13 protein-coding genes are annotated in these 11,795 nt (G+C 73.1%); 5 read left to right on the plus strand and 8 right to left on the minus strand.

The window, feature by feature from the left end; all coding sequences use genetic code 11:
• Positions 1-6: 6 nt before the first annotated feature.
• On the minus strand, positions 7-513 hold the full coding sequence (locus ABZ459_RS47690) for a pyridoxamine 5'-phosphate oxidase family protein (RefSeq protein ID WP_357986416.1): 507 nt from the start codon (positions 511-513) through the stop codon (positions 7-9).
• 97 nt (positions 514-610) lie between these two features.
• Positions 611-1,549 (minus strand): LysR family transcriptional regulator, encoded by a 939-nt coding sequence (locus tag ABZ459_RS47695; RefSeq protein WP_357986419.1) that lies wholly within the window; start codon positions 1,547-1,549, stop codon positions 611-613.
• 116 nt (positions 1,550-1,665) lie between these two features.
• Between ABZ459_RS47695 and ABZ459_RS47700 the strand changes: the two genes are divergently transcribed.
• Both ABZ459_RS47700 and ABZ459_RS47705 read left to right on the plus strand, forming a co-directional pair.
• Positions 1,666-2,583, plus strand: coding sequence for an NAD(P)H-binding protein (locus ABZ459_RS47700; protein WP_357986422.1), 918 nt, complete (start codon positions 1,666-1,668; stop codon positions 2,581-2,583).
• Complete coding sequence (locus ABZ459_RS47705) at positions 2,573-2,938, plus strand: darcynin family protein (protein WP_357986425.1); 366 nt, start codon at positions 2,573-2,575, stop codon at positions 2,936-2,938. Before ABZ459_RS47700 ends, ABZ459_RS47705 begins: the two co-directional genes overlap by 11 nt.
• A 17-nt stretch (positions 2,939-2,955) precedes the next feature.
• Here ABZ459_RS47705 and rox read toward each other — a convergent pair whose 3' ends face one another.
• Both rox and ABZ459_RS47715 read right to left on the minus strand, forming a co-directional pair.
• The gene (gene rox, locus ABZ459_RS47710) at positions 2,956-4,413 is read right to left on the minus strand and encodes a rifampin monooxygenase (protein ID WP_357986427.1); all 1,458 of its coding nucleotides are present in this window, start codon (positions 4,411-4,413) and stop codon (positions 2,956-2,958) included.
• A 182-nt stretch (positions 4,414-4,595) separates the two neighbouring features.
• Positions 4,596-5,591: a WYL domain-containing protein gene (locus ABZ459_RS47715; protein ID WP_357986430.1), complete on the minus strand. Its 996-nt coding sequence runs from the start codon at positions 5,589-5,591 to the stop codon at positions 4,596-4,598.
• Positions 5,592-5,694: 103 nt separating this feature from the next.
• On the opposite strand from ABZ459_RS47715, the gene ABZ459_RS47720 reads away from it, so the two are divergent.
• Positions 5,695-6,090, plus strand: a complete 396-nt coding sequence (locus ABZ459_RS47720; RefSeq protein WP_357986575.1) for a RidA family protein — start codon at positions 5,695-5,697, stop codon at positions 6,088-6,090.
• A 227-nt stretch (positions 6,091-6,317) separates the two neighbouring features.
• On the opposite strand, the gene ABZ459_RS47725 is transcribed toward ABZ459_RS47720, so the two are convergent.
• The 3 genes from ABZ459_RS47725 to ABZ459_RS47735 all read right to left on the minus strand — a co-directional run bounded on the left by ABZ459_RS47725 (position 6,318) and on the right by ABZ459_RS47735 (position 8,018).
• The gene (locus ABZ459_RS47725) at positions 6,318-6,800 is read right to left on the minus strand and encodes a carboxymuconolactone decarboxylase family protein (RefSeq protein WP_357986433.1); all 483 of its coding nucleotides are present in this window, start codon (positions 6,798-6,800) and stop codon (positions 6,318-6,320) included.
• Between the two features lie 44 nt (positions 6,801-6,844).
• Positions 6,845-7,318, minus strand: coding sequence for a carboxymuconolactone decarboxylase family protein (locus ABZ459_RS47730; protein WP_357986436.1), 474 nt, complete (start codon positions 7,316-7,318; stop codon positions 6,845-6,847).
• 100 nt (positions 7,319-7,418) lie between these two features.
• The gene (locus ABZ459_RS47735; protein ID WP_357986439.1) at positions 7,419-8,018 is read right to left on the minus strand and encodes a CGNR zinc finger domain-containing protein; all 600 of its coding nucleotides are present in this window, start codon (positions 8,016-8,018) and stop codon (positions 7,419-7,421) included.
• Positions 8,019-8,105: 87 nt separating this feature from the next.
• Between ABZ459_RS47735 and ABZ459_RS47740 the strand changes: the two genes are divergently transcribed.
• Together ABZ459_RS47740 and ABZ459_RS47745 are read left to right on the plus strand one after the other, a co-directional pair.
• The gene (locus ABZ459_RS47740; RefSeq protein WP_357986443.1) at positions 8,106-8,894 is read left to right on the plus strand and encodes an MBL fold metallo-hydrolase; all 789 of its coding nucleotides are present in this window, start codon (positions 8,106-8,108) and stop codon (positions 8,892-8,894) included.
• A 76-nt stretch (positions 8,895-8,970) separates the two neighbouring features.
• Positions 8,971-10,236 carry an MFS transporter gene (locus ABZ459_RS47745; RefSeq protein ID WP_357986446.1) on the plus strand — a complete coding sequence of 422 codons (1,266 nt, stop codon included), beginning with the start codon at positions 8,971-8,973 and terminating at the stop codon, positions 10,234-10,236.
• Between the two features lie 3 nt (positions 10,237-10,239).
• On the opposite strand, the gene ABZ459_RS47750 is transcribed toward ABZ459_RS47745, so the two are convergent.
• The gene (locus ABZ459_RS47750; protein ID WP_357986449.1) at positions 10,240-11,727 is read right to left on the minus strand and encodes an FAD-dependent monooxygenase; all 1,488 of its coding nucleotides are present in this window, start codon (positions 11,725-11,727) and stop codon (positions 10,240-10,242) included.
• Between the last annotated feature and the right edge of the window lie 68 nt (positions 11,728-11,795).

The following is an 11,795-nucleotide window of genomic DNA, read 5'->3' on the forward strand; positions in this document are numbered from 1 at the left end:
GCCCTTCTACCGCGTCGTGGCGCTCTCGCGCTCTGCCCGCTCCCTGATCAGCTCCTCGACCGCGCTCGGCAGGGTCGTCTCGAAGTCGATGAGCTTCACCCACGTCGGGGTGACGACGATGCGGACCATGCCGTCGTAGAGCGAGCGGACCTCGGCCTCCCACTCGACCCGCTGCTCGGGCGTCATCTCGTACGAGCCGTTCATCTGCAGGAACTCCTCCGGGATGCCGTCCACGACGTCCAGTTCTGCCCGGCCGCGGATCAGCAGGATCTTGGGCGGGTGCACCTCGGTGTCGATCGTCAGGGCGACCATCGGGTTCGCGCGCAGGGCCGGGAGCTTGGGGGCGTTCTTCGTGGTGCACATGACGATCCGGGAACCGTCGTAGGTGAACGAGATCGGGACGTTGCGCGGCGTGCCGTCCTTGGCCACGTACGCCAGCCGGGTCAGGTCGCGGGCCAGCAGCTCCCGGCTGATCGGCCGGTCCAGGATCTCGGTGATCTCGTTCGTTCGCATGGTCGTCCCTCCAGGGTTGTCGTGTTCCGCCCCTGGGACGGAGCCGCCGGAGCGTTCTCGACATCCGCCGGCGGAGATTTTTTCGGCCTGCCGGTGGCTACCGTCGCCGGTCCGGACGGAATACCCGGCGCACGGCGTCACGCAACCACCGGTGGGCCCCGTCGGCAGTGTGGCGCGGGTGCCAGGCCATGCCGATGGTCAGCGGCGGCAGCGGCATCGGGATCTCCAGCAGGCGCAGCCCGAGCGCGCGCGCCGCGTCGCCGAGCGGCGAAGGCGGCTCCCCCGGCAGCTCGGCCGGCACCAGGCAGACCACGTCACCGGCCGCGGCCAGCGCCATGGCCGCCAGATGTCCGGGCAGGACGGCGCTGACCCGCCGGCTGAGCCCCTGCTCGGCGAGGGCCACGTCCAGCGGGCCGGTGAAGCGTCCCCGGCGGCTGACCGTCACGTGCTCGGCGGCGGCCAGCCCGGCGGGCGTCAGGGATTGCCCGGCGAGCGGGTGCCCGTTCCTCACCCCGGCGGCCATCCGCAGCGTGACCAGCTCCTCGACCCGGGTCTCCGGGTCGACGTGGTCGATGGCCCCGATCTCCAGGTCGACGCGGCCCTCGCGGAGCGCGGGGCCCGCCTCCCACTCCTCGGCCAGCACCCGCAGCGAGACGCCCGGCGCCCCGCGCCGGGCCAGGTCGAGCAGGCCCGGCGCGAGCGCCGCGCCGACCAGGTCCGACGCCTGGACGGTGAAGGTGCGCCGCATCGCGGCCGGATCGACCCCGCCGCTCGGGGTGAGCAACGCCTCCAGCCGGCGCACCACCGCGGCGGCCTCGTCCCGCAGCGCCTCGGCGCGGGGCGTGGGCACCATCGCCTGCCCCGCCCGCACGAGCAGCGGGTCCTGCAGCACCCGGCGCAGCCGGGCCAGGGTGCGGCTCATCGCCGCGGGTGACGTTCCCAGCCGGGCGGCGGCACGGGTGACGCTCTGCTCGGTGAGCAGGGCGTCGAGGGCGACGGCGAGGTTGGCGTCGAGGTTCGCGGCTGTGCTGGTCAACGGCGTCATTCCAGTTCCGGCAAGGATTGCATGCTGAAGTTCCCATTGTGGCAATAGGGGCCGGATCTGCACGATGAAAGCGCTGTACCGATCCGACACGAACCGCGAGGTTTTTCATGATTGTCATCACCGCCCCCACCGGGAACATCGGCCGGCGGCTGCTGTCCCTGCTGGTCGAGGCCGCGCCCGCCCGCGGAGAGGAGGTGCGCGTCGTGGTCCGCGACCCCGCCCGGCTCCCCGCGGCCGTCCGCGGCCGGGTCGAGGTGGTCACCGGCTCGCACGGCGACGCCGCGACCGTCGAGCGCGCCTTCGCCGGGGCCGACGCCGTCTTCTGGCTGGTGCCGCCGGACGCCTCGGTCACGCCCGAGGAGGGGTTCAGCGGCTTCACCCGACCGGCCGCGCGGGCGTTCACAGCCTCCGGCGTCGGCCACGTCGTCGGCGTCTCGGCGCTCGGCCGCGGCACCCCGCAGGCCGTCCGGGCCGGGCTGGTCACCGCCTCCCTGGCCATGGACGACCTGATCGCCGCCTCCGGCGTCGCCTACCGTGCCCTGGCCTGCCCGTCCTTCTACGAGAACCTGCTGGAGGAGGCCGGCTCGATCCGCGCGGACGGCGTCTTCACCGACACCGCCGCCGCGGACCGCCCGGCCCCGATGGTGGCCGTCGCCGACATCGCCGCGACGGCGGCCGGGCTGCTGCTGGACCGCTCCTGGACCGGCGTCGGCAGTGTTCCGGTGCTCGGCCCGCAGGACCTGTCGCCCGACGACCTGGCCCGCATCATGACCGAGGAGCTGGGCCGGCCGGTCCGCTACCGGCGTCAGCCGCTCGGCGAACTGCGCTCGGCCCTGCTCGGCCACGGCCTCGACGAGGCGTTCGTCGAGGCCGTCGTCGACATGAAGCGCGCCAAGGACGAGGGCCTGGACGCGGGCGTCCACCGCGCGCCGCAGGCCGCACAGGCCACCGGATTCGCGCAGTGGTGCGCGCGCACGCTCAGGCCCGCCGTCCTCGGCACGCCGGAGGCAGCCGATGCCCGCTGACCGGACCGAACCGCCCGTCACCGCGTTCATGCTGGTCAAGACCACGCCCGAGTGGCTGGCGATGACCGTGGCCGAGCGCGTGCACGCCTTCACCACCCAGGTCGTCCCGGTGATCGAGGCCCGCACCCGCGGCGTGCGCTCCCGCTTCTACGACACGGAGTTCTACTCGGCCCGGGTCACCGACATCTGGGTCTGGGAGGCCGACGACCACGACGCCTACCGGCTGCTGATCGACGCGCTGCGCGAGACCCCCTTCTGGGACCGTTACTTCGTCGTCGTGGACCTGCTCGTGGGCACCGAGAACGGCTACGCCCGCACCTACGGCGTGGCGCCGGTGGCCACCCTCGCCACCTGACCCCGCTCAGGGGGACATCAGCCGGCGGGCCTGCCGAACCAGCGGGACAGGTGGCCGTCCAGGTCGCGCTGGTCGTCGCCGATCCAGGCGACGTGGCCGTCCGGACGCAGCAGGACGCACGGAACGTCCAGGGCCGCGGTGGGATCCGCGAGGTGGTCGACCCGGTCCGACCAGCCGCCGGGAGTCAGGCGTTCCGTGCGGTCCAGCAGCAGGCCGCGGCCGCGGCGCAGCAGATCATAGAGGCGGCCCTGTTTCACGTCGATGTCGCGCAGGCGGCGGCCGAGCAGGTCGGGCCCCTCGCCGAAGTCGTAGCGGACGCCGATCGCGGTGATCTTCTCGATCAGATGCCGGTTCACCTCGTCGAAGTCCATCAACTCGGTGAGCAGCCTGCGCACGGCCCGCGGCCCCGGTTCGGCGGACAGCAACTCCGCCTGGGCGCGGGTGTTGTCCAGCACGTCCGCCGCGACCGGCCGGCGTTCGGCCTGGTAGGTGTCCAGGAGCGGGTCCGGCGCCCAGCCGTGGATCTGCGCGGCCAGTTTCCAGCCGAGGTTGACGGCGTCCTGAACGCCCAGGTTCAGGCCCTGTCCGCCGATGGGCGGGTGGATGTGCGCCGCGTCGCCGGCCAGCAGCACCCGCCCGACCCGGTAATGCTCGGCCAGCCGGGTGGCGTCCCCGAATCGCGACAACCAGCGCGGGGAGTGCACGCCGAAGTCGGTTCCGGCGACGGCGCGCAGTTGTCGCCGGAACTCGTCGAGGGTGGGCGGCTCCGCGCGGTCGCCGACCTCGGCGGCGGGCACGACGACGCTGTAGACGCCCTGGCCGAAGGGCCGGAGCCAGAACGGCTGAGGTTTGTCGCGCATCCCGGCCACCGTGGCGGCGATCTCCTCCTGCGGTACGCCCACCTCCATCTCGCCCATCAGCGTCCCGGTCCGCGAGGGCTCGCCCGGGAAGCCGACGCCGAGCAGTTTGCGCACTGTGCTGCGCGCGCCGTCGCAGCCGACGAGAAAGCGGGCACGCACCCGTTCCCCGTCGGCCAGTTCGACGGTCACGCCCTCGTCGTCCTGGTCGAGACCGGCCACCGCGCGACCGCGCCGGACGTGCGCGCCCAGTTCGAGCGCGTGTTCTTCGAGCAGCCGCTCGATGACCGGCTGCGGGATGCCCACCATGTAGGCGTGCGCGGAATCCAGGCTCTTGGGCGCGGGCTTGTCGATGGCGGCGAAGAAACCGGCGGCCGGACGCTGTCGTCCCTGCTGGAGCACGCGTTCCAGCAGGCCGCGCATCGCCATCAGCTCGAGGCTGCGGATGTGCAGACCGACGATGCGGACGAACGACTTGGGCTCGGTCTCCTTCTCCAGGACGAGGACCCGTACGTCGTGCAGCCGCAGTTCGGCGGCGAGCATCGCGCCGGTCGGCCCGCACCCGGCGATGACCACGTCGTAGGCGAAAGGTTCTGCGGTGGACTGCGGAGAATGCATGGTTGTTGCCTTTCGGGAGTGCCTGCTGGCGCGGCGCTCCCGGCGACACCTGCCTCAGTCGCCGACCGTGACCCCCAAGGGGAGCACCCATGTCGTTGCTGTGTCCACGGGTACCACCTCCTCGATCTCCTGCACGGCCACCGGCAAACTAGCAGTGGCCGCCGCGGTCCGCCAACGGGTTTTCACGCAGGCTCCTGGCGACAGGCGGACGGCGCCTGGTAGCGGTCGGCGAGCGCGGTCGCGCGGGTGTGCAGGGAGTCGCGCAACCACTGCGGGGCCAGGGCCTCGGCGTCCGTGCCGAGCTGCCACAACGCCCAGACGGCGTGCCTGTCGTCCTGGAAGGTCACCTCCAGCCGCAGCCGGCCGTCGGCGTCGGCCTCCTCGGCGAGGACGGCCAGCGCGGTGCCCAGCAGCTCCTCCCGCCGCCTCGGGGCCATCCGTACCAGCACGGTGACCTGGTCGCCGCCGGTGCGGAACCGGGTGCCGCGTTCCTGCCAGGCCCGGTCCAGGTCGACCCGGTCGGGCCGCTGCGCGGGTTCGGGGAGCGCCCTGGCGGCCTGGACGCGCGACAGCCGGTAGGTGCGGTCGGCCCCGGACCTCGTGGCCAGCAGGTAGCCCCGGTCGCGGATGGTGACCAGGCCGATGGGGTCGACCGTCCGCCACTCCGGTGCTCCGCCGAAGGGCGCGTAGTGGATCTCCAGCTTGCGTCCGGCGAACACCGCGCGCAGGACCTCGGCCGCCACGGCGTCGGGAACCTCCTCGGCGGCCAGCCGGCGGGACAGCAGGTCGGTCTCCGGGTCGATGAGCAGCCGCTCGGCCGCGCCGGCCGCGGTGTCCCGGTAGCTCTCGGGGAGCGCGTCGACCACCTTGAGCATCGCCGAGGCGAACGCCGAGCCGAGGCCGAACGCCTGAGCGCCGCGCCGCGATCCGGCGACCAGCAGGGCGAGCGCCTCGTCGGGGTTGAGGCCGGTGAGCTCGGTCCGGAAGCCGGGCAACAACGCGAAACCGCCGTGCCGGCCGCGTTCGGCATAGACCGGGACGCCCGCCGCGGACAGCGCCTCGATGTCGCGCAGCACCGTGCGGGTGGACACCTCCGGCTCGCGGGCGAGGGTGGTCGCGGACAGCCGTCCGTGCTGCCGCAGCAGCAGCACCAGGGAGACCAGCCGGTCGGCACGCATGCGAAAACCCTACCGAGATACACGACACAGGATGTCGTGATTCGTTGGGAGGCTGATCACCATGACGTCGAAGAACGTGACATCGAACGGAGCTGACGTGACATTGGAACGAACGGCGATCAACCCGGTCACCTGGTCGGTCGAGATGGGATTCAACCAGGGCGAGCTGGTCTCCGGGCAGACCCGCACCCTGTACTGCTCCGGGCAGACCGCGATGGGCGACGACGGCACGCCCCGGCACGACGGTGACATGGCGGCGCAACTGGCGTCGAGCCTCGACAACCTGGAGGCCGTCCTCGCGAAGGCCGGCATGTCCTTGGCGAGCCTCGTCCGGCTCAACGTGTACACCACGGACGTGGATCTGCTCTTCCAGCACTACGGCGTGCTGGCGGCGCGGCTGGGGGCCGCCGGGGCGGCGCCGGCCACCACGATGCTCGGCGTGACCCGGCTGGCGATCCCCACCTTGATGGTCGAGCTGGAGGGGACCGCGGTCGCCTGACGACCGCACCGCCGGCGGCCGGTGTCGGTCGAGCGACCCGAGGTCGGTGCCGACCAGGGTGACGGTGCCGCCGCCGGCCTGGTCGAGCCCGGCCAGGCAGCGTCACAGCGTGGTGGCGGTCGGCGCGGCCATGGTCGCCAGGCGGCGTGCTGGACATCATCGGCCGCACCCAGACCCCGGGGAACGAACCCGGCCTGCGGTGACGGGCGCGGTGTCACCTCAGGCGATCAGCCCGCCATCCCGGCGAACATGCCGGGCTCGTAGGAACCGCCGGGCTTCCGGACGATCACGTTGAGCCGGTTGTTCGCGTTGATCATGGCGACCAGGGAGACCAGCGCGACGGTCTGGTCGTCGTCGTAGTGCCTGCGCACCTCGGCCCAGGTCTCGTCCGACACGCCGTGGTGGCCGTCGGCGATCCGGGTGCCCTCCTCGGCCAGCGCCAACGCGGCCCGCTCGGCCTCGGTGAACACGGTCGACTCACGCCAGGCGGCGACCAGGTGGATGCGGGTCGCGCTCTCACCGGCGGCCGCGGCGTCCTTGGTGTGGTAGTCGACGCAGAAGCCGCAGCCGTTGATCTGGCTGGCCCGCAGCATCACCAGGTCCTGGACGGTTTTGGGCAGCGGTGACTTCTCGATCAGCACGGCGACGTTGTAGATGCGCTTCGCGATCTTGGCGCCGAGTTCGTTGGTCAGCAGGTCGAGACGTTCCATGACGGGGGTCCTCACTTCGCGGGGCTGTGTGTCGTCGGGGTCGTTCACCGGGCGGCGGGCTGGTAGGCGCCGCCGCGCTGCCGGTTGATGACGGCGAAGCGGTTGGTGGCGTTGATGAGCGCGATGAACGCCACCAGGGCGGCGAGCTGGTCGTCGTCGTAGTGCTCGGCGGCGTTCGCCCAGGCCTCGTCGGTGACGCCGCCGGCGTCGTCGGCGATGCGGGTGCCCTGCTCGGCCAGCTCCAGGGCGGCGCGCTCGGCGTCGGTGAACACCGTCGACTCACGCCACGTGGCGACCAGGTTCAGGCGGGTGATGCTCTCGCCGGCGTGCGCGGCGTTCTTGCCGTGGACGTCGGTGGCGTAGCCGTCGCCGTTGATCTGGCTCGCGCGCAGCATCACCAGGTTCTGGGTCGCGGCCGGCAACGCCGACTCCTGGATGAGCACCGGGGCCACTGCGCCGTAGTGCCCCATGGCCTTGGCGACGACCGGGCTGCCGAAGAGGTTCAGGCGGGTTTCCATGATGTGCTCCTTGCTTCTCAGTGGTTCGACCAAGAGATGCCGGAGACCCGCGTCCTGTGACAGATGAGAACGTGACGTGCGTCACACCAGCGCGGAACGGTCAGCCAGGAGCCGGCTGGGTGCGCCGGGCGTAGGCGCGGGCGGCGCGGGCGCGGTCGCCGCATCGCGTGGAGCACCAGTGGCGGCGGCCGTGCCGCAGCAGGTAGCGGTTGCACGGCGGAGATCCGCAGCTGGTGAGGCGTTCGGCGTCGGGGCCGGTGAGCAGGTCGGCCGTGTCGGCGGCCAGGGTCGCGAGAGCGCGGTCGAGGATCTCGTTGGTGGGGCACGGCGTCGCGCGGTAGGGGCCGTTCTTCTCGTCCCAGTACAGCAGGGCGGCGGTGGGGGCCTTGCTCAGCGCGTCGTTGACGGCGGACAGGGCCGTGGGCAGGACGGGCAGCCCCGCGACCCGCGCGCTGAACAGCGCCCTGACGTGCTCGCGCAGCGAGCGCAGCTGCGTCGCGCACATCTCCTGCACCCCGGCGTCGGCCGGCGCGAGGCCGCGTTCGGTGAGCCAGCGGTTCGTCGCCGCGGGGGTGCCGAGGAGGTCGATGAACTGCCCTCCGGGCAGCGCGATGGCGCTGTTGACGAAGTCGAGGGCGAGGTGGTCCTCCGCCCCCGGCGCGGGCGGCAGCACGGACTCGGCGGTCGGCGTCTCGCTCATGTATCTCATGGTACGGCTTGCGCTCGTCCGTGAGACACCGTTACCTTCATCACGGATAAACCACTTCTCATCCGTGAGGTATTGCGCATGGCCAGTTTCGGCGCGCCCATCGAGCAGATCCCCGTCCGCGTCCTGGGCGGTCCCACCGCCCTCTTCGAGTACGGTGGCCTGCGATTCCTGACCGACCCGACCTTCGACGCCCCCGGCGACTACCACGTCCCGGGCGGCCGGCTGACCAAGACGGCTCCCCCCTCCGCCACGCCTGCCGACCTCGGCCGCATCGACGTGGTCCTGCTCTCCCACGACGAGCACCCCGACAACCTGGACCATGCGGGCCGCGCACTGCTGGCCGACGTCCCGCTCACGCTCACCACGCCCGGGGGCGGGCAGCGCCTGGGCGGCGGGGCCAAGGGCCTGGCCGACTGGGAGTCGGTCGAGCTGGACCGCCGCGACGGCGGCACGATCACCGTCACCGGTGTGCCCGCCGTGCACGGCCCCGGCCCGCGCGAGGAGGTCGAACCGATCACCGGCCAGGTCGTCGGGTTCGTCCTGACCGGGGAGGGCCTGCCCACGGTCTACGTCAGCGGCGACAACGCCTCGCTGGACGCGGTCCGGCAGATCGCCGACCGGTTCGGCCCGGTGGACACCGCCGTGCTCTTCGCCGGTGGGCCCCGGTTCTCCGTCCTGTTCGACGGGCGGCTGATCGTTCTCGACAGCGCGCAGGCCGTGGAGGCGGCCGGGATCCTCGGCGCCCGCCGGGTGGTGCCCGTGCACTATGACAGCTGGGCCCACTTCACCGAGGGCCGCGACGAACTGGTGGCCGCCTTCACCGCCGCCGGCCTGCTCGACCGCCTGGACCTGGGCGACCGAGCCTGACCACGCCTGCGGCCCGGGCAGCCGTCCGGGCCGGAGCCCACGCCGTCGACGGCGACCACCTCTCGAAAGAACTCTCGTGACCACCAATGTGCCCGTCCGGACATACGACGTCCCGCGCGTCGAGGCGCAGCGCCACTCCCTGATCGTCCTGGTCATCGCCCAGGTTCTCAGCGGCGTCGGGCTGGCGGCCGGCGTGACCGTCGGCGCCCTGCTCGCCCAGGACATGCTCGGCTCCACCGGCCTCGCCGGGCTGCCCAGTGCCGTGGGCACCGCCGGCTCCGCCCTGGCGGCCGTCGCCGTAGGGCGCGTCTCCCAGGCCCGCGGCCGCCGCCCCGGCCTCGCCCTGGGGTATCTCGTCGGCGCCGTCGGCAGCGGCGGCGTCATCGTCGCCGCCGTCGCCGGCGCCCCCGTCCTGCTGTTCCTCTCACTCTTCCTGTACGGCGCCGGCACCGCCACGAACCTCCAGGCCCGCTACGCCGGAGCCGACCTGGCCGCTCCCGCACGCCGGGCGGGCGCCGTGTCCACCGTGCTGGTCGCCACCACCCTGGGCGGCGTGGCGGGGCCCAACCTCGCCGCGCCCACCGGCAGCCTCGCGGCCGTCCTCGGCGTCCCGTACCTGGCCGGGCCGTTCCTGCTCGCCGGGGTCGCCTACGCGCTGGCCGCCCTGGTCCTGGCCGTCTGGCTGCGTCCCGACCCGCTCCTGCTGGCCCGCGTCCTGGAGGCCGGCCCCGCGGCCACCCCGCACGCACAGCCGGACGACGCCGGCAGCCGGACCCGGCCGCCCGTCGCGAGGCGCCGTCCCGGCGTGCCGGTCGGGGCGCTGGTCATGGTGCTCACCCAGGTCGTCATGGTCGCGATCATGACCATGACGCCCGTCCACATGCACGACAGCGGGTCCGGCGCCGCCGCGTCGGGCCTGGTCATCGCGATCCACATCGGCGCGATGTACCTGCCCTCGCCCCTGACCGGCCGGCTCGTCGACCGTCACGGCCCGCTCGCGGTCGCCGCCGCCTCCGGGCTGGTGCTGCTGGCCGCCGGTACGCTCGCCGCCGTCGCCCCCGACGACTCCGTCGCCGCGTACGCGGTGGCCCTGGCGCTGCTGGGGCTGGGCTGGAACCTCGGCCTCGTCACCGGCACCGCGATCATCACCGACGCCGTCCCCCTGGCCACCCGTGCCAGGACACAGGGCTGGGTCGACGTGTCCATCGCGATCGCCGGCGCGGTCGGCGGCATGGCCTCGGGCCTGGTCGTCGCCGTCGCCGGTTTCCCTCTCCTCGCCGTCGGCGGCGGCGTTCTGGCGCTGGCCATCGTGCCGGTGGTCGTCATCGCACGCAGACGGTGAGCGTCACCCCATGCGGGCGGGCGCGCCCGCCCACCGCGTCAGGGCGTCGGTGAGGCCGGAGACGTCGGCGACGGAACCGGCCCAGCAGACATGACCGTCGGGCCGTACCAGGACGGCGTCCGCCCCGAGCTCCGCCTGCCCGTGCACCCGGCCGATCCTGGCCGACCACGGCTCGGCGGCCCTGGCGAACGCGGCCTCGTCGGCGGTCGTCAGCAGCAGGCCGCGGCCGTCGCGCAGCAGCCGGGCCACCCGGCCGGGCCCGGACGCCGTCACCAGGTCGAGGTCGGGGACGTGGCGTCCCAGCAGGTGGTGGCGCCGGCCGGGCAGGTCGTAGCGGATGTCCAGCCCTGAGATCATCCCGGCGACGATCCGGTTGGCCTCGGGCACGCGTACGAGCTGCTCGACGATGTCGCGCAGGGCCAGGTTCTCCTCCTCGGGCACGATCAGGAGGGCCTGCGCCCGGGTGTTGGCCAGGACGCGCGCGGCGACCGGATGCCGTTCGGAGTGATAGGTGTCGAGCAGCCCCTCGTGCGCCCACCCGCCGATCTCCGCCGCCAGCTTCCACCCCAGGTTGACCGCGTCCTGCAGCCCGAGGTTGAGTCCCTGCCCGCCCATGGGCGAGTGGATGTGCGCGGCGTCCCCGGCGAGCAGGATCCGGCCGTGGCGGTACCGTTCGACCTGCCGCGAGGCGTCGGTGAACCGGGACGCCCAGCGGACGGCCGTCAGCCGGACCCCCGGGCCGAACTCGTTGTGCAGCGCCCGCTGCACCTCCTCCTCGGTGATCGGGGTGTCGCGGGACAGCGCCTGCTGCTCGGCCCCGTAGAACAGGAACCGGTGGACGCCGTCGCCGATGGGCGCGATGTAGCCCTTGCCGGTCTTGTCGGGCGTCATGACGGGCAGGGTCCAGGTCTCCGGCACGGCGCCGTCCGGGTCGGAGATCGTGATGTCGGCGACCACCGAGAGCAGCCTGCCGTCCAGGCCGGGAAAACCGACGCCCAGCAGCTCGCGGACGGTGCTGCGGCCGCCGTCGCAGCCCACCAGGTAACGCGCCGTGAGCCGCGACCCGCCGCCCGCGGGCCCGAGCAGGGTCGCCTCGACCCCGTCGGCGTCCTGCGACAGCGCGGTCACCTCGTGCCCGCGCAGGACCCGGACGCCCAGCTCGCCGAGCCGCTCCTCCAGCAGGGCCTCGACGCGCCCCTGAGGGATGCCGATCGAGTACGGATGCCGGGTGTCCCAGGCCGTGTAATCCAGTCGAAGCCCCGCGAAATGCCCGCCGGGCACCCGCTGGATCGCCCGGTCCATGAGAGGTTCGAGCAGACCTCGTAACTCGAGCGCCTCCGCGGAGCGGGGCTGGATGCCGAGCGCCTTGGACTGCCCGCTGCGCCGGGGAAGCCGTTCGACGACCACGGCCGCCACCCCTGCGAGGCCCAGCTCTGCGGCGAGCATGAGCCCGGTCGGCCCGGCTCCGACGACGATCACATCGACGTTCATCACGGATGCTCCGTTCGACAGGGATCGGCGATGAGGTCGCCGACCGCTGCGCAGACGGTAACGGCGAG

It is taken from the genome of Nonomuraea sp. NPDC005692 (genome assembly GCF_040631115.1).
Lineage (GTDB): Bacteria > Actinomycetota > Actinomycetes > Streptosporangiales > Streptosporangiaceae > Nonomuraea.